The organism is Exiguobacterium sp. s95 (genome assembly GCF_018618655.1).
In the GTDB taxonomy this organism is placed as follows: Bacteria; Bacillota; Bacilli; order Exiguobacteriales; family Exiguobacteriaceae; genus Exiguobacterium_A; species Exiguobacterium_A oxidotolerans.
In genome coordinates this window covers 1-18,739 of sequence record NZ_JACSMM010000007.1, presented here as the reverse complement: position 1 = coordinate 18,739, position 18,739 = coordinate 1, and the positions used below count along the sequence as shown (strand labels likewise).

The window sequence follows — 18,739 nt, the reverse complement described above, 5'->3', positions numbered from 1 at the left end:
ATACAAAAAAACCGACGGATTCTGACCTTCCTTGGAAAGTGAGAAGCTGTCGGTTTTTTGTATGTGTTAAAAAGAAAGATCAAAATACAGCTTCTGTCCGTTCTGTTTCGGATAAGAGTTTAGCGTGGATGCCGCGTTGGCATAACGATTGTTGGAACGACTGATCAATCGGGCGATAGCCTTTTTCGATTAAATCGTTGATGTAAAGCTTGTTGTATAGGAAAGCAAACGCGATATTGATTACGATACTCAGGATGCCGGCTGTCGCAAATGCTGCGATGAAACCGAGAACAAGTTGAATCAAACCCCATTTAAAATCACCGCGGAAAAACGCCGGGAAAAACCCAAAAAAGAACGTCGTCCATGAGAAACCGGCTTTTACTTCTTTTACTAAACCACTCGGATGTTGCAAAATCCCTTTCATAACCAAAAACCTCCTATTAAATATGTAAATAAATCAGCTTTTTTAGTTTACCTGACTTATATTTCAAAATGAACTAAGATTTTAATAGGAAAAGTCAATGTTTAACCGTAACCAAAAATATCAAAATAATGAATGAATAGTCATTCATTATATGCTATACTCATCTCAATACAACTGCTTTAGGGGGAAAGGGGCTTGTTTCATGGGGACATTTTTACTGATTAACTGGATTGCCTTCCTGCTCATCGTCGGGTATGCAGGTTATCTATTCGTGACGCTCGTCAAGAGCCGTTACGAAGCGATTCGTCGGGGGAAAAAGGCGGAATGGGATATAACGAATAAAGAACGGTTCAATTCGGTACTCGTGAACGTCTTTGGACAAAAGAAATTACTTAAGGATAAAAAGAGTGGGACGATTCACGTCATGATGTTCTACGGCTTCTTACTTGTCCAGTTCGGAGCGATTGATTTCATCTGGAAGGGACTCGCAATCGGACAACGTTTTCCACACATTCCACTCGGTCCACTTTATCCAATCTTTACGTTCTTCCAGGAAATCGTCATGCTCGTCATCTTGGTTGCGGTCGTTTGGGGATTCTACCGTCGCTATGTCGAGAAACTGGTGCGCTTAAAACGAAACTTCATGGCAGGACTCGCCTTAATCTTTATCGGTGGATTGATGGTCGCAGTTTTATTCGGCAACGGATTTTTCCTCGTCTATGAAAATCATTCGACACTCGGTGAACCCGTTGCGTCTGCTATCGCCTTCTTGTTCAGCTGGGTACCGGAACAAGTCGCATTCGGACTGTTCGTCTTCTTCTGGTGGGCCCATTTACTGTTCTTACTCAGCTTCATGGTCTACATCCCGCAAGGCAAACATGCCCACTTAATCGCCGGTACGGCCAATGTCTGGCTCGGTCGGACGTCAAAAGTCGGCCGCCTTGCACCGATCGACTTGTCTGTCATGGAAGAAGCGGAAGATGACGATGCCGAATTTAGTTTCGGGGTCAATAAAATTGAAGACTTCAACCAAAAACAATTGGTCGATCTGTATGCCTGCGTCGAATGCGGACGCTGTACGAATATGTGCCCGGCGAGCGGAACAGGGAAGATGCTGTCGCCGATGGACTTAATCGTCAAGCTGCGGGATCACCTCAACATGAAGACGGCAGCGATCACACAAAAATCACCGTGGGCACCTGCCTTTGCCTTTGACGGATCACAAGGGAATCAGATTGCGTCCCTTGCTGCAACCGGTCAAATGGACATCGTACCCGATTCGTTGATTGGCAATGTCATCACGGAAGAAGAAATCTGGGCATGTACGACATGCCGTAACTGTGAAGATCAATGCCCGGTCATGAATGAACATGTCGACAAGATCATCGACTTACGTCGCCATCTCGTCATGATGGAAGGAAAAATGGATCCGGAGATACAACGGACGATGGCAAACATCGAACGTCAAGGAAATCCATGGGGGATGAACCGGAAAGAACGTGAAAACTGGCGCAAAACGCGCAAAGAACTCGTTGTTCCAACGGCGAAAGAAAAGAAAAAAGCTGGTGAAGAATTCGAGTACCTCTTCTGGGTCGGTGCGATGGGCTCGTATGACAGCCGCAGTCAAAAAATCGCGATGGCATTCGCCCGCATTCTGAACGAAGCAAACATCTCGTTCGCGATTCTCGGAAATGATGAAAAGAACTCGGGTGACACGCCACGCCGGATCGGGAACGAAGTTTTGTTCCAAGAACTTGCGGAAGCGAACATCAAGTCGTTTGAAAAATATGGTGTCAAAAAAATCGTCACAATTGATCCGCACGCCTACAACACGTTCAAAAACGAATATCCGGACTTCGGACTCAGTCCGGACGTCGAAGTCTATCACCATACGGAGTTACTGGCGCGCTTGATTGACGACAAACGGATCACGCCGATGCATGAAGTCAAAGAACGTGTCGTCTATCATGACTCGTGTTACCTCGGACGGTACAACGACATCTACGACGCTCCCCGTTACATTCTTGAAAAAATTCCAGGAATCACGCTCGTCGAGACGGAGCGGAACCGGGAAAAAGGGATGTGCTGTGGTGCAGGCGGCGGGATGATGTGGCAAGAAGAAAAAGTCGGAGCCCGTGTCAACGTCGCTCGGACGGAACAGCTGTTGACGGTGCAACCATCTGTCATCGGTTCTGCTTGTCCATACTGTCTGACGATGCTCAGCGATGGAACGAAAGCAAAAGAAGTCGATGAATCCGTCGCAACATACGACGTCGTCGAATTGCTCGAACGTTCAATCGTCGGGACACCGATGAAAGAATCAATCGCTACGGTATGAGTAATGACCACTTGCGCGTCTTCGTCACGGAAGACCGGCGAGTGGTCTTTTTTTGTGAATACATGTTTCAAAGCAAGCACAACGTTGTACTGTACGGTTTTGACATGCTATGATAAAAATACAAATTGCTGTGAAAGGGGGTGAGAATCTTTGGGAAGGCGCTACTTAAAATCGGTCAGGTCGCGGAGACCACCGGCTTATCAAAACGGACGATTGACTATTACACGTCGCTCGGTCTCTTAACGTCAGAACGAACGGCGGCAGGTTACCGGTTGTATCCGGAAGATGTCGTCCATCAAGTCCAAAAGATTGAATATTTAAAGACACAGCGGCTTTCTTTACAAGAGATTCTTGCTTCATTTACGGAACGGGAAGAAAAAACGGGAGATGTCATTTATCAAGAAGTACAGCAGCTTCAAGATACGGTCAAAGGGTTAGAGCGACGTCTGCTCGAATCGACAGAGTTCGAAAAACAAGAGATTCGTCTTGAGTTATCGCGTCGCCTCACTTTGATTGCATCGTTGATCGCCCAGCTGTAAAACTAATAACTGGAGGTGACCCCTTTTTAGGGGATTTTGGATACTATACTTTTCATCAATTTATTTTTAGTGGTGTTGTTGATTGTGTTAACAGCGTTTTTCGTCGGGTCAGAGTTTGCGGTCGTTAAGGTTCGGATGTCGCGTCTCGACCAAATGATTCAAGAAGGCAATAAGAGTGCGATTCTTGCTAAAAAAATCGCCGGTGATCTCGATTATTACTTGTCTGCCTGTCAGCTTGGGATCACGGTGACAGCACTTGGACTCGGGGCGCTCGGAGAGCCGACCGTCGAAAAGATTCTCCATCCTGTCTTTGACGAATTCGGCGTCTCGGCTGCCGTCTCGACACTCTTATCGTTCGGAATCGCCTTCATTTCCGTGACATTTTTACACGTCGTCATCGGGGAGCTTGCGCCAAAAACGCTTGCCATCCAGTATGCGGAAAAAATGACTTTGATTTTCGCACGTCCCTTGTTCATTTTCGGAAAAATCATGTACCCGTTCATTTGGTTACTCAATGGATCGGCACGTCTGTTCCTTGGACTTTTCGGTGTGAAACCTGCTGGACACGAACAAGCCCACTCAGAAGATGAGTTGAAAATCATCATGGCACAGAGCTTCCAAAGTGGTGAAATCAACCAAACGGAACTTGCCTTGATGCAAAATGTTTTTGCTTTTGACGAGCACGTCGTCAAAGATTTGATGGTCCCGCGGATGCGGATGGCGACGATCTCAGAGCGTCTCTCAAAAGCGGAGCTGATGGAAATTTTCATGGACAATCCGTTTACCCGTTACCCGGTAACGGAAGAAAATGATAAAGACCGTATTCTTGGCTATATCAACGTCAAAGAAGTCTTGACAGATTTCGCGAACGGACATGAATATCCGGTCACACATTACTTGAAGGATTTACCGGTCGTCTCAGAATCGACGTCGCTTCAGGATACGTTACGAAAAATGAAAGAAACCCGTTCACATATCGTCCTCGTCGTAGACGAATATGGCGGTACGGCGGGAATCGTCTCGATGGAAGATTTACTTGAGGAAATCGTCGGTGAAATCCGTGACGAATTTGATACGGATGAAGTCGAAGAAATTCAAGAGTTGCCGAACAACGAATATCTCGTCGCAGGAACGGTCTTACTAGAAGATTTGGAAGAACGTTTCGGTCTGCGGTTTACGAACGATGAAGATGTCGATACGATCGGTGGCTGGATTCAGATGCACAACATCGATCTGCAGCCAGGCGAACATATCGATACAGAGACGTTCTCTGTCGAAGTGATGGAAATGGAGAACTATCAAATCAATCAAATCAAACTGTGGTTGCACCCGCTCGAAAAAGCAGAATAAGAACAACATGCAAAATCCTCTTGAGCCAATCAAGGGGATTTTAGCGTGTAGACAACGTGATATCGGAAGATAAAAGTGTCTTTTTTCGTTGCTTTCCTCGGGCGAGGCGCAAGCCGTTGCTCCTTGGTCCTCACGGCCGACGAGCAGGGTCTTGCCTGCCTCTGAAAGTGCGTTAAAAACGCACTTTTTCCCGTAGGAGTCAACGAAACGTGACGCTTTTTAGGTAACATCGTGACGGAAAGCCGGGCATGCAGATGGTTTATAGCGCAATCCGTCTCGAATCGCTTTAGAACCGCGAAAAGCAATCGGTCGCGACCCTGCAGCTTTGCTGTAGCGGCGCGGAAGATTGCCGCTTTGAAGACGAGGCGAGACAGGGAAGCGCGAACTGATTACTTCTCGATATCACATTTTTGCGTTTCATAAGAGTTTGTCTACAGTCTAAAATCCTCTTGAAATCACCAAGGGGATTTTTTTGTTGCTGCGGGAATCAATTTTTCAGAAATCATATCAGTGTGTGAATAACGGATCGGGAAGTAGGGAAATCGTCGTGTCGGCTTGAATACTACTAAAAAGAGAATTCATCGTGTCGTTCACTAGAGGGAGGAACCTTGTGTTAGACTTAATCCCGTTTTTACTCAGCCGGCTTGGTATGCTGGCGTTGCTAGCATTTTTATTGTCGCAGTGGCGAACGTCACGGCACGTCTTTAAAACATCGACGAGTCGCTCGCGTCGACTCGCCTTGCTCAGCATATTCGTCGTCTCGGGTATTTTGATGAACTATGCCGGAGTTGCCGTCTCCTCGAATCAAACGATTGATCCGTTGCTTGGACTTGCAGTGACCGATGATCAATTATTGATTGATACGCGTCTAACGATTATCGTCACGAGTGGACTGCTCGGTGGTCCCTTCGTCGGTGGACTGACGGGTCTCCTTGTTGGGTTTCATCGTTTTTTGCTCGGTTCGATGGGAGCAGAGACAGGATGGTTCATCGCCGTCGTTGCCGGTACTCTCAGTGGTCTCTACAGTCGTCGCTGGCGCTTGAAAGATAAATATACATTATTACAACCGATCGCTCTCGTCATGAGTATGGTTATCCTTGATTTAGGATTGGCCATCTTGCTCGCGGATGATCCGTCGGAACTCATCGTGATTGCGAGTCAGGCGGTCTTCCCGATGCTGTTTGCAAACACGATCGGGATTATCGTCTTCATCGTCATCTTACGGACGCAACTCCGATTCGAAAAGGAATTGTTTGTTCGCGAAAGTGCCCGTTCCTCTCGATTGTTGGCTGTCATCCGTCCACTTCGAAAAGAAGGCATGACAGCAGACGTCGCCTGTCAGATTGGCACGACCATTTTGGAAGAAACTAAAATTGACCGTGTCGTCTTACTTGGACCTGCAAAAGTGCTCGTCGATATTGAAGCGGGGGAAACACCTGTGTACGGCGGCAGATTTCAACCGAATGTACAACGTTGGATTGAAGAAGCGGTTCCGTTACAAGTCGAAGACCGGACGACAAACCAAATTCTATCGTTTCATCCCTTACAGATGGATGGAGACAAGGCCGGTATCGTATGTTATTTTCCGAGTCATTTGTTTGATGACACGATTGAACAGACGACGGAACAACTCGTTCAGCTGTTTGCGCGTGAGCTCGTGACGTATCGAGAAGAGCAACTCGAAAAACGCTCGCTCCCTAAAATGAAACCGTTCCTCCATCCGAATTATTTACGGGGAATCGTGGACGAAATCCATCAGACGGCTGATCCGGGGACGCCGGTCAAACAACAGCTAGGCTCTTTGCTCCAACTATTGACGGCAGCACGCTGGGTCGAAGATCATCCACTTCGTGACGAAATCACAACCTTAAAAGCCTATCTCGCTCTCGAAGGGACAAGGCGACGTCAAAATCAGTTGACCCATGCGGATATCACGATTGATTTAGATGTCGAGACGGCGATTGAGGAGACGCTCATCATGCCATTCCTGTTAACGAAGTTAGTCGACAATGCGTTACGGCATGCGTTTTCGAAAGTCGGTCGTCGTTCACAAATTAACGTGCGTGCTTTTCGTCAGGAGAACGATCTTGTCTTAGAAGTCAGCGATAACGGCGTCGGAATCGGACCAGATGTGAAACGACGGCTCGAAGAAGATGCTTTGACGGAGACGAGCACGTTGTTTTTACTACGACGGACGCTCGATATCAAGTATGGAAAAGCCGCGACGTGTACGATTCACTCTCGTCTCAACCAAGGAACGCGTGTCGTGCTAACCTTGCCGCTACCAGTAGTTGAGGAAGGTTGACTCAGAACTCAATATGACTGCATCAGCAGGAATCGTCTTGAAGTGAAAATCGGATTCGACAGGTGTCGAGTCCGGTTTTTTAGAAAGGGGACGTTTTTGCGGGTACTGTTGTTTTTTTTTAGGAGAAGGTGGGTAAAAATGAAAGCAGGCAACGATAAGATATAGGAGGAAGAAGCGGATGATTACAAAAAAAGAAGTCGGACGATCCGGCGAACGACCGATCATCGCTTTTACATTGATGAATCGATTGGGACACAGTGTCGACCTGTTGAACCTCGGCGGTAAAATCACGGCGATTCGTGTACCTGATAAGCAGGGGAAGATTGAGAATGTCGTTCTCGCATTTGACGAGCTCGACCAATATTTAGATGATCCCCATCATTTAGGTGCGACGATTGGTCGTGTCGGGGGACGAATCGCCAATGGGGCTTTCGCGCTCGAAGGGATGAACTACCTACTCGAACAAAACGAAGGAGATCATCATTTACATGGAGGGAGTGTCAACTGGTCGAATCGCTTTTTTGATCATGAGATTGAAGGCGATTTGCTTCACTTGTCACTTGTCAGTCCGGATGGAGAGAATGGATATCCGGGACAGCTCGATGTGCGATTGACGGTCGAGTGGACGGATGAGGATGCATTGACGTTGACGTATGATGCGACGACGACGGCTTCAACACCGTTTAGTCCGACGAACCATACGTATTTCAATTTAACAGGAGACGCGAAGACGACAGTGGAGCAACACCGATTGCGGATGGATGCGCCATTCTATGTCCCGCTCGATCAAGACGCGTTACCGACGGGTGAAATTTTATCCGTTCATGAAACCGTTTTTGATTTTCGGACAGCGCGGCCGTTATACGAAGTGACGCATGCTCCTGACGAAGCGCTCCGTCAGGTCGGAAGCGGAGTCGATCATCCCTTCCTTCTGAAAGAGGGGGGCGAAATCGTCCTCGAAGAACCGGTCAGTGGTCGGACGTTACGTGTCGTGACAGAACAACCGGGTGTCGTTGTCTATACGGGCAACCATTTAGGGGGAGACTTTACGATTGCCGGTCGTCGCGCGACGCCTTACCTTGGCATCTGTTTTGAGACACAAGGACTGCCGGACGCCATCAATCAACCTGATTTCCCATCCGTCGTCTTACGCGCGGGCGATCGGTATCAAAAGCGGACGACCTTCCAATTTAGCCGAATACAGTGATGTTTCTCGCGAATATTAAGTTCGTATGTGGTAGGATAAAGCGAGAAGAATCTAACGGAGGCATAAGAAAATGACTAAAATAGCATGGGTGACCGATAGTATGGCCTATTTCAAAAAGGAAGAGGCAGACGCAATCGGCGTCAATGTCGTACCGATTCAAATCTTGCTCGGGGATACTGCCTACAACGAAGACATGATCACTGTCGAGCGTTTGTTCCGCGCACTTGATGCGGACAAGAAGTTGGTCGCAAAGACATCACAACCAATCTTCGGCGAGTTCGTCGGTACGTATGAACGCCTAAAAGAAGAAGGATATGATTGTGCGATTGCTGTGCACTGTACGAATGGATTATCAAGTACGGTCCAAAGTTCTGCATCAGCTGCAGAAGCGGCAAGTTTCCCAGTCCATATCATCGATTCGCATACTGCGTTTGAAAACCAACAAGAGTTCATTCGTTACGGGATGGATCTTGAAGCACAAGGAAAGACTGTCGAAGAGATTACAGCAGCTTTGACGAACTTATCGAAACGGACGCATTTTTATATGATCGTCGGGAACATGGAGACGATGCGCCGCGGTGGGCGGGTTTCGTCAGGAGATTTATTCCTCGCGAACTTACTCAACATCAAGCCAATCATCACGACGGACGAAGCGGGGAAAATCGTTCCGTTCAAAAAGGCACGTTCACTTAAAAAAGCATATATCGAAATGATTAAACAAATCGAAAATGCGATGCGTCAGAAGACATTCTATAAGAACCGAATTTATGTTGCGACGACGCTTGCGCCAGACATGGCAGCCGATCTGCGGAGCAGTGTCGCAGCGAAGTTTCCGGAATTGACGATTCTTGAAGGGACGTTCGGTCCAGCGATTGGAACACATGCCGGAGCAGAAACAGTCGGCCTTTTCTGGTTGAATGATTAAATGAAAAAAATAAAGCAGGTCTGTCCTTCTCCGCTCAGCGGACGAGGCAGACCTGCTTTTTAGTTTGTTGCGAGTGCACAGACGATACCAAGAAAAGCTGCACTGATGCCAAGGACATAACTTGTCCCGAGGTAAAGAGCGAGTGTCCGTCTATTTTCATGTTGGAGCAGTTGGAGCGTCTCGAGCTTAAAGGTCGAAAAGGTCGTAAACGAACCGAGAAATCCCGTCCCGAGAAACAACGTCCACGTCGAATCGAGATGAAGACCGATGACGAGACCGAGTAAAAAAGAACCGCTGACATTACCGATGAATGTCGCGAGCGGGAAGTCGCGTGTCCAAAACGTCTTCGCCCATTGGCTGAGTGCAAAACGACTGATGGCACCGAAAAAAGCACCGATTCCGAGTGCGAGCAGTGTCATGTGTTGTCCCTCCTTGCCGCGAATTGCCGGAGACGGCGCGTCCCGAGCGCGTAACCGAGGTACGAACAAAATAATCCGCCGAATAGACTAAGGAGAACATAAAGTGCGGCGAAGCCATATAGACCGGTCCGCAGTAACGTGACCGCTTCGACGCTAAACGTCGAGAATGTCGTGAACGAGCCGATGAAGCCTGTTCCGAGCGCCGTCATCGCATATTGATGAAGTAAATTTGTACGGAATAAAAAATGTGTGGCATACCCTAAAACGAAACAGCCGAGAAGATTAATACAGACCGTTGCGACGGGAAACGTCCCTGTCGCCAGTTGACCGATTGTTAGACTAAGACCGTACCGTGCCGAGGCACCGAGTACACCGGCGAAGCCGACTAAAACATACAGCATTGTCACCCATCCTCTACCTATAGCATATTTTCAACATACGCTGTTCAGAATCAAGGCGTCAAGTGGGTAAAATAGGCAAATCACTAAAACTCTCACGCATTGAAACCGATAGATGAGTATACGAATGAGAGAAGGAGTTTTGCAGATGGTGTCACCGCTCGAACAGCTCAGTACTAAAATATTGTCCCGCCTCATCCCAACGTTAATTACAGTCGCCCATCCGTTGATTTTCATTTTTGCCCAGATGGATTATGTCTCGATGCGAGCTTTTTATCAATTTTTGGTCGGTGGCATCATCTTGACGATAGCATTACTGGCCGGGAATCAGTTTTTCGGGCAGCACCCGAGTGGGAAGTACATTCAAATCACATTGACCTATTTGGTCCTGGCGCTCGTCCTCGTCACTTTGCCGACGCAGAGCATTTGGACGATTGCCTATCTGTATCTCGTCATGTCGATTGTCTACTTGATTCCTCGGATTGTCGTGATGGCGGGAGTACTCGGTCTGCTCGAACTTATCATGTTTACAAGCATCGGAACGGTTGAATTTACGAATCTGTTCGATTTGATCGTTGCGCTTGTCATTTACTTGATGATTTTTGCAGCAGCCGTCTTTGTTGCCGTATTCGGTCGCAATGTCATGACGGAAGTTCAGCGTCAACAGGAAAAAGCGGAAACGTATGCAGAAGTTTCGCGGACGACGCTTGCCCAATCCGCAGCAACAGCGACAGACGTGACGACGTTCACGGAAGAGATGAGTGAAACAGTCGATACGGCAAAATCCTCATTCGAAAAAATCGATGACGCGATGAAGATGCTTGCCGCGAACTCAGCGAAAAATGCGACATCCGTCCGTCAAATTCGGCAAATGAATGAGAGTAACGTCCAATCGATTGCTGACGTCACATTAGCCGTCGATCGTGCTCTCGAGCGGAGTTCTTCTTCAAAACTCACGGCAGAGAACAGTCAAGAGACAATCAGTGAAGCGGGCGAGTCACTCCAACAATTGACGGTCAGCATGGGTGAGTCCGTCACATCATTCGGTCAGCTCGCAGGACGATTCCAAGAAATCGTGACGATCACGTCGAGCATCAACGCAATCGCGACGCAGACGAATTTGCTGAGCTTAAATGCTTCAATCGAAGCTGCACGGGCAGGGGAATTCGGAAAAGGGTTCACCGTCGTCGCACAAGAAATTCGCAACCTGTCGTCACAAACGGCAGAGGCATCAAAAGAAATCAATCAAATCATCGAACGGGTTGAACGTGACGTGACGAATACGGGAAGTGCGATCAATGCGAGCACGACGTTACTCCGTGAGCAAGAGGAACGGATGCAGCGGAGTCAGCAAGCCTTGCAGACGATTGCGGCAGACTCGTCCGATTCGGTCCAAGCGATTAGTGGCGCCCGTCAGCAATTCGCAACGATTACGAGTAGTTTGACGGATATCACGCAGGCGACAGAACAGCTGGATGCCTTCATGGATTTGTTATTGACGAGCAGTGATCAATTATCAGGTCTGACCCGGTCGCAAGTCGAACAGATTCGTGACTTACAGCACGCGATTCATGCGTTGAACGCGACGGCATCGACGCTCCGCGAAACGACAAAAGAAGGTTAACGAGTAAGCACACCGCCCTACACGCGGTGTGCTTTTTCGTTTGTGGAACAAGCAGAATGGGAAGATAGTAAAGGTGAATGAACAAATTAAAGGAGGACGATGAGATGAAAGCAGCGTATATCGAACAATATGGTGGATCGGATGAGTTCAAAGTAGGAGAGATTGAGCAACCGACGATTGGTGCAGATGACGTATTGATTGAAGTTCATGCAGCGAGTGTCAATCCGGTTGACTGGAAACTGCGTGAAGGGTACTTAAAAGAGATGCTCAGTTACGACATGCCGCTCGTCATCGGCTGGGATGTATCGGGTGTCATCAAAGAAGTCGGAGCAAACGTGACCGATTTGAAGGTCGGAGATGAAGTCTTCAGCCGCCCGGATATTGCCCGTCAAGGCACATATGCCGAGTATGTCGCGGTCGATGCCCATCTCGTCGTCAAAAAGCCAGCCTCGCTGAGCTTCGAGGAGGCCGCATCATTGCCACTCGTTGCGCATACGGCATGGCAAGTCATGTTCGAAGTGATGGATGCGAAACCAGGTGACCGGATTTTCATCGGTGCCGGTTCAGGTGGGGTCGGAACGGTCGCAATCCAGCTCGCGAAAGCACACGGCTTGTATGTCATCACATCAACGAGCACCCCGAACGTCGATTGGGTCAGTGAACTCGGAGCCGACGAAGTCATCGATTATAAACAACAAGATCCGGCAGAAACCGTGCGTGACCTTGATTTCGTTTTCGATACGATGGGGGGAGACGGACAGGGCAAACTGTACAACATGCTTAAAGAAAATGGAATGCTCGTCTCGATTTCAACGCCTCCGAACGAAGAGGAAGCAAAACAGGCGAAGGCACGCGTCGAATATGTCTTCATGCAGCCGACAGGCGAACGGATGAAAAAAATTGCGGAAGCCGTCGAAAAAGGTGAACTGAAACCCGTCGTCGACCGGATCTTTGATCTTGAGGATACGAAACAAGCCCATGATTACGGAGAAGAAGGGCATGCGAAAGGTAAAATCGTCATTAAAGTGAAATGACGTGGGAACGTCTTGACTCGAACTTTGAGTCAGGGCATTTTCTAAACGTCATCTTACGTTAGGATAACCGGAACAGCAAACAAAACTCCCTTCAATATCCGAAGGGAGTTTTTAGTGTGCAGGCAGTGTAATATTCGGCAACAAAGCTGGTTCCTTTTTAACGGGAAACAGACGTTGAGCGGAGGAGACGGTCGAGTAACACGAGTGTCTCCGGTTGATTCTGTAATGTCGTCTGCAAAAAAGAGCGTTCCTGCTCGAGTAACGCAACATAGCGACGTCCTGCTTCTTGATGCGTCGCCGGGACGAGGACGTCATAAACGGCCTCGAACGGGACACGCTGGTCGTCCGGTAAGTAATCTGGAATCGTCTTTAGTCCGAGTTGCGCCCGCTCCGGCAGATGGTGGTGCAACAGGACTTTTGCGAACTTCGTCAACGCACTGCGTAACATTTCGACCGCCCATAAGCCGTTGCCGCGAGCGGCGGCTTTTTGATACTGGAAGTAAAACCAGACGGCATCGATTGCCTCGTCTTCGAATTCCTGCTGCGACAGGGTCAGAGACGTTTCTTCGATAAACGGTGCTAACTGATTTTTTGGATCATACAGGACGCGGATGGCATCTTTTTGATTTAACGAAGTGGTCGTGACGGTAAATAGGTCGACATGTAACAAGTCATCATAGACCGCAATCATTTGTGGGGCGACGATGAAAATGTCATCGTGCCAAATGACGGGCCGGTACGCTTCAAGGTGCGCCAGACGACGAGGCAGGAACTCCGAAACAGTCCCTTCTGCGACGAGGCAGTAGAGGTCGAGGTCGGAATGAAAATCTTCCTCGCCGCGACCGAATGAGCCTTTCAAAAAAATCGCTTCAACGGTCGGATCCTGTTTGAGCCGATCTGTAAGTTGTTCGATGGCATATAGCTGGTGCATAAGTAAGTCACTCCTTCAAGCAGTCTATTTCTTCAGTATACGTGAAATAAGGGAGATTATTCCATTATCATTTTTACTGATTTCCTAAAGCGAGTGAGCAGAGAAAAATCAACAACACAAAAAGGGCCTGACTCAAAAGCCATCCCTTTAAATCATCAGCTGTTTCAAACCCTTAGCGTAAAGAAGCTGTATGTTGTTCTTGTTCTTTTTGTTCCATATGCACGGCATGCTGTTCGCCCCAATGGTTCATCACATTGAGGATTGGCATGAGTGTCCGCCCGTAATCCGTCAAGGAGTACTCGACGCGGGGTGGAACGACTTGGTAGATTTCACGGTGTACGATATCATTTAGCTCAAGTTCACGTAGTTGAGCCGTCAACATCTTTTGGGTGATGTTCGGTAGATGTCGTTTTAATTCACTGAAGCGGAGTGTCCCGTGAGTAATGAGCTCGAGCAAAATCGACGGTTTCCATTTTCCCGTCAAAATCTCGAGTGCAGTCTCGACGCGACAGATGGGTGTCTCTTGCATCATCGTTCCTCCTTCGTAGTATCTTTTTAGAAACTATACCACTTTTTTGTGCCTACTTCCGTTCACGTTGCTTCCGGGGGATAATGAACCTATGAAGTGAACGTACAGGAGGAATAACAATATGACAATCCATTCAGAGATTACGCTCGGACCGGTCAGCTTACGGATTACGGATTTAGACCAATCGATTTCATTTTACCGTGACCTGCTCGGACTAACGGTACTCGAACAGACAGGGAACACGGCGACGCTTGGTGCGAAAATGACACCACTCGTCGTGCTGGAGGAGCAGAAAGATGCACGACGTCTCGCACCCAATTCAGTCGCGGGACTGTATCATTTCGCGATTTTATTGCCAAGTCGAAAAGAACTTGGTTTCGTCATCCGCAACTTGATTTCAAATGACGTTGATCTTGGTCAAGGCGACCATCTCGTCAGTGAAGCGTTTTATCTATCCGATCCGGACGGGAACGGGATTGAGATTTATGCCGATCGTCCACGGGAGACATGGTCTTATGAGGCGAACGGGGACGTCAAGATGACGACAGACCCCGTCGATTGGCAAAGCATGCTCGTTGAGGCAGGCGAAGAAGACTGGTACGGAATGCCGGCAGATACGGTCATGGGTCATGTCCATTTCCATGTCAAATCACTCGAAGCCGGACGCGCCTTTTATGTCGACACGCTTGGTTTTGAAGTGGCGACCGATGCGTCACGGATGAAAGCCTTATTTGTTGCAGCGGGTGGTTATCATCACCACATCGGGATGAACCTGTGGGCAGGAGCGGACGCGCCAAAGGCACCGGGCGACGCCGTCGGACTGGATTATTGGACGCTCGTTTATCCAAGTGCATCCGTGTTAGAAAAAGCGGTTGCTGCGATCGATGCTTCGCTCTACCGAGTAGAGCGGACGGAAGACGCGGTGTACGTCACGGATGATGCCGGCATTACGGCACGACTGGTTACGAAATAATGAAAAATGAACCTTCTCATCACAGAGAGGGTCCATTTCAGGCTATAGACAAAGTGCCATCGGGAGATAAGCGTCTGTTTTCGTTGCTTTCCTCGGGCGAGGCGCAAGCCGTTGCTCCTTGATCCTCACGGACAACGAGCAGGGTCTTGCCTGCCTCTGAAAGTGCGTTAAGAACGCACTTTTTCCCGCAGGAGTCAACGAAACGTGACGCTTTTCAAGTAATATCGTGACAGAAATCTAGTCATGCAGACAGGGTAGCGCGAACGGATTGCTCCTCGATATCGCATGTACACGCTTCATAAGAATTTGTCTACACGCTTAAATGGACCTTCTCATTGGAGAGGGTCCATTTTTGTCAGTTAATTTTGTCCGGATAAAGCAGACGGGGCATTGCCATCGTAACGACTGACGAGTTCATACGGTCGGACGGTATAGAGGGCATGCGGCAGGTAAACGGGATTCATCGCATCGAGTGCACGGATTTGGAAATGCTCACGTTTGATATAGGTGTCGACGTTCTCACGCGTGACAGGGAAGAAGCCGACGTCCGTCGTCTCGCCTTCTTGTGCTTGCAATTCACCACTGACGTACGTCCCGCGGAAGGCGACGCAGATGATGTGACTTGATATATTTTGATAGATGCCGGTAATGCCGTCGATCGTGACGTCAACACCGGCTTCTTCTTTGACTTCACGTTTGACGGCATCGAGAATCGATTCATTGTTTTCGACTTGTCCGCCCGGTAGCTCATACGTGTCGCCACGATGGAGGTTGCGGACAAGCAAGACTTCACCAGCATCGTTCGTGATGTAGGCAGTGACGCTGACGATTGCACGGGGTGGTGTGTAGACACCTGTCGCCGTCATGAAATCTTCCGTCGATTTGATGTAGAGGTTTTTCCCGAGGCGGGCGCGTTTCTTCATCGCTTCCCTGCGTAAGGCGCTGTTGCGGACATCACGGTCGACTTGCTCATAGTGCTCGCGATCGCGATATTCCCAAATGGCGATGACTTCATCTTCCGATTCCGTCACCCAGCGACCGACGAGACGGGCACCGTGACTGATTTGTAGGGGAAAGAGATAGGTGTGAAAGAACTCGGTAAATTCCTGTAGTCGTTCCGGGCGAATCGTATAGGTCTTCCGGCGATGTAACATGAAAATTCCTCCTCTATCATACAAGCAGATATACGTTCAGGTTCTTTATTACACTTCTCTTATCGTAAGCGGATTCCCTTCTTTTTCAAACGAATCGAGAACAACAAAAAAAACGACTTCGCGGAGAGCGAAGCCGTTTTTGGGATTAAGCGATATCTCGTTCTTTTTTGTCATCAAGGATTGATGTATGGCGTTTGATGGCGTGGACCATTTTCGCGATCGCACCGTCCCCTGTGACGTTTGCTGCTGTACCGAAGCTGTCTTGTGCGATATAGAGTGCAATCGCGAGGCTGACCATGGTCTGGTCAAAGCCGAGCATGGAGACGAACAAGCCGGTTGCGGCCATGACGGCACCACCGGGAACGCCTGGTGCTGCAATCATCGTCACACCGAGGGCGAGAATGAATGGGAAGATCGCACCGAACGTGACCGGCATGTTGTTCAAGTAAAGAATCGCGATGACGATTGACGTCAACGTGATCGTCGAACCCGCAAGGTGGATGGTCGCACAAAGCGGAACAACGAAGTTTGCGACTTCTTCATCGGTGTCATTTGCTTTTGTCTGCCGTAGCGTGACAGGAATTGTCGCTGCGGAAGATTGTGTTCCGATGGCTGTGAAGTAGGCAGGCATCATTGTTTTCAAAAGACGGAACGGATTCTGTTTATTGGCGATACCGGCAATCGTATATTGTAATGTGATCATCACGAAGTGAAGAACGAGGATGACGACGAAAACGAGTGCGAACACAGAAAGAATTTCTGCGACTTGACCGGCATATGTCATGTTCATGAAAATTCCTGCGATGTGGAACGGGAGTAATGGAATGATGACTTTGCCGATAATCAGTTCGATGATACTACGGAAATCAATCGAGAGTTCAAGCAGACGTTTGCTTCTAGTTGCTGCGATTCCGATTCCGAAGACGAAGGCCATGACAAGAGCTGTCATGACGCCGAAGACAGGCGGAATTTCAACTTCCATGAAGCCTTTTAAAAGTGCTTCTTCCGGATTCTCCATGTTTGCGAATGAACCACTGAGCATGCGCGGGAACAAGTTGACTGCTGTACCATATGCGAGTAAACCGGCGATGACTGTCGAGAGATAAGCGATGAGAGCTGTGATTCCGACAAGCTTTCCAGCGCCTTTTCCAAGTTCACCGATACCCGGAATGATGAAACCAAGGATGATTAAGGGTATAGCGAATGATAAGAACTGACCAAAAATCCCATTGAATGTGACGAAAGAACGGACGATCCAATCGAAGCGTTCGGTGACGAGGCTACCCACTATAATTCCAAATGCGATGGCGATGACAATACGACCGAGCAGACCAATTTTAAACTTCAAACCAATCATCCTTTCTTAATAATGAAATTGTCTAACTGAATTGAAGCTATTTTCGCACATCTAAAATGGCATTACTACAGCGTTTTAATCATTCTGATTATTCGAAATATAGAAATCGGTTGCATGATTTTATGCAATAAACGCTTCAACGCTTTAGTACAGCCACTTTACAGTGCGTGTCTGCATCAACTTACGAAAAAATTAAAAGGTAAAATAGTTTTCCGTTCAAAATACTTTGTGAACAAAGATTACTCAAAAACGTCAAAATCAGGCATACTCTCTGTATAGAGAAAAAAGGAAGTGATGAACTAATGGATATCATGGCACTCGTCCGCCTGGCCGGAGGAATCATGTTTACTCCGCTATCGGATGATGTTTTGATGATGGGATATACAGCGTTACGAATCAAAGAAGGGGTACATCCGGTCCTCATATGGCTCGCTGCGTGGCCAATTTTTTTCATTTCCTTCGCGTGGTTTTATTTACTCGCCCGTTTCTTCCGTGAAATTCCACTCATCAAGAAATTCATGAAAGTAAAGTTTTTGACACGGGCAGAAGAGATTTTAGATCGTCGTGGTTTGTGGGCGATCGGGCTCTCGTTCTTTTTACCAGGGGTACGTCATCCCATCCATTATGTTGCAGGATTGCTTGCATACCCACTTCCACGATACCTCGGGATGACGTTTTTAGCCGCCGGTTTATATACGGGTCTTTGGACATTTGTCATCGTTCGGATTGGTCAAGCCGTGACATGGTCGGAGCTTTGGGAATGGATTATGACGAATCCGAGTATGATTTTTATTATCCTTGCCGTCATATTAATCATTGCGGGTGCCTCCATCGTACATGCGAGACGGCGACACCGCCTCGAGAAAGAAGAAGCAATCGCTGAGTGAACAAGAACATGGGGGAGCACTCTCCTAATAACTTAAAACACGATAGACAAAGTGCTATCGGGAGATCAAGCGTCTTTTTTCGTTGCTTTCCTCGAGCGAGACAGGGCAGCGCGAACGAATTGCATCTCGATATCGCATGTTCACTCTTCATAAGCGTTTGTCTAAACGCTGAAAGACACGTTCGCCGATGCGGAACGTGTCTTTCGTTTGAATAAAGTTGATTAAGTGAACTTACGCGTTTTGACGTTTGCGTGCCACGACGATTCCAGCTGCACCGAGTGCAAGACCGAAGAGTGCGAGTGCACCTGTTGTTGCGTTGTTGCTTGTGTCGCTCATGCCGCCGTT

At 48.2% G+C, this 18,739-nt stretch carries 18 protein-coding genes; 10 read left to right on the top strand and 8 right to left on the bottom strand.

Annotated features, from left to right (window positions below; genetic code table 11):
- Positions 1–79: 79 nt before the first annotated feature.
- Positions 80–424, bottom strand: coding sequence for a DUF2628 domain-containing protein (locus KNP99_RS11370; RefSeq protein WP_215193241.1), 345 nt, complete (start codon positions 422–424; stop codon positions 80–82).
- A 202-nt stretch (positions 425–626) separates the two neighbouring features.
- Here KNP99_RS11370 and KNP99_RS11365 point away from each other — a divergent pair, with 202 nt between their 5' ends.
- The 6 genes from KNP99_RS11365 to KNP99_RS11340 all read left to right on the top strand — a co-directional run bounded on the left by KNP99_RS11365 (position 627) and on the right by KNP99_RS11340 (position 9,088).
- Complete coding sequence (locus tag KNP99_RS11365; protein ID WP_214805718.1) at positions 627–2,762, top strand: (Fe-S)-binding protein; 2,136 nt, start codon at positions 627–629, stop codon at positions 2,760–2,762.
- Positions 2,763–2,902: 140 nt separating this feature from the next.
- Positions 2,903–3,301 carry a MerR family transcriptional regulator gene (locus tag KNP99_RS11360; RefSeq protein WP_088836120.1) on the top strand — a complete coding sequence of 133 codons (399 nt, stop codon included), beginning with the start codon at positions 2,903–2,905 and terminating at the stop codon, positions 3,299–3,301.
- 36 nt (positions 3,302–3,337) lie between these two features.
- A complete protein-coding gene (locus KNP99_RS11355; RefSeq protein WP_088836121.1) occupies positions 3,338–4,651 on the top strand; it encodes a hemolysin family protein in 1,314 nt (437 codons plus the stop codon).
- Between the two features lie 610 nt (positions 4,652–5,261).
- Entirely contained in the window at positions 5,262–6,956 is a 1,695-nt protein-coding gene (locus KNP99_RS11350) for a LytS/YhcK type 5TM receptor domain-containing protein (RefSeq protein ID WP_214805721.1), read from the top strand.
- Between the two features lie 178 nt (positions 6,957–7,134).
- Positions 7,135–8,163 carry an aldose epimerase family protein gene (locus tag KNP99_RS11345; RefSeq protein ID WP_088836123.1) on the top strand — a complete coding sequence of 343 codons (1,029 nt, stop codon included), beginning with the start codon at positions 7,135–7,137 and terminating at the stop codon, positions 8,161–8,163.
- A gap of 70 nt (positions 8,164–8,233) precedes the next feature.
- Positions 8,234–9,088: a DegV family protein gene (locus tag KNP99_RS11340; protein WP_214805724.1), complete on the top strand. Its 855-nt coding sequence runs from the start codon at positions 8,234–8,236 to the stop codon at positions 9,086–9,088.
- Between the two features lie 59 nt (positions 9,089–9,147).
- Here KNP99_RS11340 and crcB (KNP99_RS11335) read toward each other — a convergent pair whose 3' ends face one another.
- Positions 9,148–9,507, bottom strand: coding sequence for a fluoride efflux transporter CrcB (gene crcB, locus KNP99_RS11335; RefSeq protein WP_088836125.1), 360 nt, complete (start codon positions 9,505–9,507; stop codon positions 9,148–9,150).
- Positions 9,504–9,908 carry a fluoride efflux transporter CrcB gene (crcB, locus tag KNP99_RS11330; RefSeq protein WP_088836126.1) on the bottom strand — a complete coding sequence of 135 codons (405 nt, stop codon included), beginning with the start codon at positions 9,906–9,908 and terminating at the stop codon, positions 9,504–9,506. Before crcB (KNP99_RS11330) ends, crcB (KNP99_RS11335) begins: the two co-directional genes overlap by 4 nt.
- 124 nt (positions 9,909–10,032) lie before the next feature.
- Here crcB (KNP99_RS11330) and KNP99_RS11325 point away from each other — a divergent pair, with 124 nt between their 5' ends.
- Positions 10,033–11,529: a methyl-accepting chemotaxis protein gene (locus KNP99_RS11325; RefSeq protein ID WP_251133087.1), complete on the top strand. Its 1,497-nt coding sequence runs from the start codon at positions 10,033–10,035 to the stop codon at positions 11,527–11,529.
- Positions 11,530–11,633: 104 nt separating this feature from the next.
- Positions 11,634–12,563: an NADP-dependent oxidoreductase gene (locus KNP99_RS11320; protein WP_214805727.1), complete on the top strand. Its 930-nt coding sequence runs from the start codon at positions 11,634–11,636 to the stop codon at positions 12,561–12,563.
- 157 nt (positions 12,564–12,720) lie between these two features.
- Here KNP99_RS11320 and KNP99_RS11315 read toward each other — a convergent pair whose 3' ends face one another.
- The gene (locus KNP99_RS11315; RefSeq protein WP_214805730.1) at positions 12,721–13,494 is read right to left on the bottom strand and encodes a nucleotidyltransferase domain-containing protein; all 774 of its coding nucleotides are present in this window, start codon (positions 13,492–13,494) and stop codon (positions 12,721–12,723) included.
- Positions 13,495–13,666: 172 nt separating this feature from the next.
- Positions 13,667–14,023 carry a winged helix-turn-helix transcriptional regulator gene (locus KNP99_RS11310; protein WP_088836130.1) on the bottom strand — a complete coding sequence of 119 codons (357 nt, stop codon included), beginning with the start codon at positions 14,021–14,023 and terminating at the stop codon, positions 13,667–13,669.
- Positions 14,024–14,144: 121 nt separating this feature from the next.
- Here KNP99_RS11310 and KNP99_RS11305 point away from each other — a divergent pair, with 121 nt between their 5' ends.
- Positions 14,145–14,996, top strand: coding sequence for a VOC family protein (locus KNP99_RS11305; RefSeq protein WP_088836131.1), 852 nt, complete (start codon positions 14,145–14,147; stop codon positions 14,994–14,996).
- A 359-nt stretch (positions 14,997–15,355) separates the two neighbouring features.
- On the opposite strand, the gene KNP99_RS11300 is transcribed toward KNP99_RS11305, so the two are convergent.
- Positions 15,356–16,150, bottom strand: a complete 795-nt coding sequence (locus KNP99_RS11300; RefSeq protein WP_088836132.1) for an NUDIX domain-containing protein — start codon at positions 16,148–16,150, stop codon at positions 15,356–15,358.
- A gap of 145 nt (positions 16,151–16,295) precedes the next feature.
- Positions 16,296–17,507: a dicarboxylate/amino acid:cation symporter gene (locus tag KNP99_RS11295; RefSeq protein WP_214805734.1), complete on the bottom strand. Its 1,212-nt coding sequence runs from the start codon at positions 17,505–17,507 to the stop codon at positions 16,296–16,298.
- A gap of 302 nt (positions 17,508–17,809) precedes the next feature.
- Between KNP99_RS11295 and KNP99_RS11290 the strand changes: the two genes are divergently transcribed.
- A complete protein-coding gene (locus tag KNP99_RS11290; protein ID WP_088836134.1) occupies positions 17,810–18,394 on the top strand; it encodes a DedA family protein in 585 nt (194 codons plus the stop codon).
- 231 nt (positions 18,395–18,625) lie between these two features.
- Here the strand turns inward: KNP99_RS11290 and KNP99_RS15520 are convergent, their stop codons facing one another.
- A complete protein-coding gene (locus KNP99_RS15520; protein WP_251132098.1) occupies positions 18,626–18,730 on the bottom strand; it encodes an LPXTG cell wall anchor domain-containing protein in 105 nt (34 codons plus the stop codon).
- Positions 18,731–18,739 lie beyond the last annotated feature (9 nt).

Coding starts and splice junctions, on each gene's coding strand:
- KNP99_RS11370 (WP_215193241.1), bottom strand. CDS start 424: ATGAAAGGGATTTTGCAACATCCGAGTGGTTTAGTAAAAGAAGTAAAA.
- KNP99_RS11305 (WP_088836131.1), top strand. CDS start 14,145: ATGACAATCCATTCAGAGATTACGCTCGGACCGGTCAGCTTACGGATT.
- KNP99_RS11295 (WP_214805734.1), bottom strand. CDS start 17,507: ATGATTGGTTTGAAGTTTAAAATTGGTCTGCTCGGTCGTATTGTCATC.
- KNP99_RS11325 (WP_251133087.1), top strand. CDS start 10,033: ATGAGAGAAGGAGTTTTGCAGATGGTGTCACCGCTCGAACAGCTCAGT.
- KNP99_RS11290 (WP_088836134.1), top strand. CDS start 17,810: ATGGATATCATGGCACTCGTCCGCCTGGCCGGAGGAATCATGTTTACT.
- KNP99_RS11310 (WP_088836130.1), bottom strand. CDS start 14,023: ATGCAAGAGACACCCATCTGTCGCGTCGAGACTGCACTCGAGATTTTG.
- crcB (WP_088836125.1), bottom strand. CDS start 9,507: ATGACACTGCTCGCACTCGGAATCGGTGCTTTTTTCGGTGCCATCAGT.
- crcB (WP_088836126.1), bottom strand. CDS start 9,908: ATGCTGTATGTTTTAGTCGGCTTCGCCGGTGTACTCGGTGCCTCGGCA.
- KNP99_RS11340 (WP_214805724.1), top strand. CDS start 8,234: ATGACTAAAATAGCATGGGTGACCGATAGTATGGCCTATTTCAAAAAG.
- KNP99_RS11345 (WP_088836123.1), top strand. CDS start 7,135: ATGATTACAAAAAAAGAAGTCGGACGATCCGGCGAACGACCGATCATC.
- KNP99_RS11365 (WP_214805718.1), top strand. CDS start 627: ATGGGGACATTTTTACTGATTAACTGGATTGCCTTCCTGCTCATCGTC.
- KNP99_RS15520 (WP_251132098.1), bottom strand. CDS start 18,730: ATGAGCGACACAAGCAACAACGCAACAACAGGTGCACTCGCACTCTTC.
- KNP99_RS11300 (WP_088836132.1), bottom strand. CDS start 16,150: ATGTTACATCGCCGGAAGACCTATACGATTCGCCCGGAACGACTACAG.
- KNP99_RS11315 (WP_214805730.1), bottom strand. CDS start 13,494: ATGCACCAGCTATATGCCATCGAACAACTTACAGATCGGCTCAAACAG.
- KNP99_RS11320 (WP_214805727.1), top strand. CDS start 11,634: ATGAAAGCAGCGTATATCGAACAATATGGTGGATCGGATGAGTTCAAA.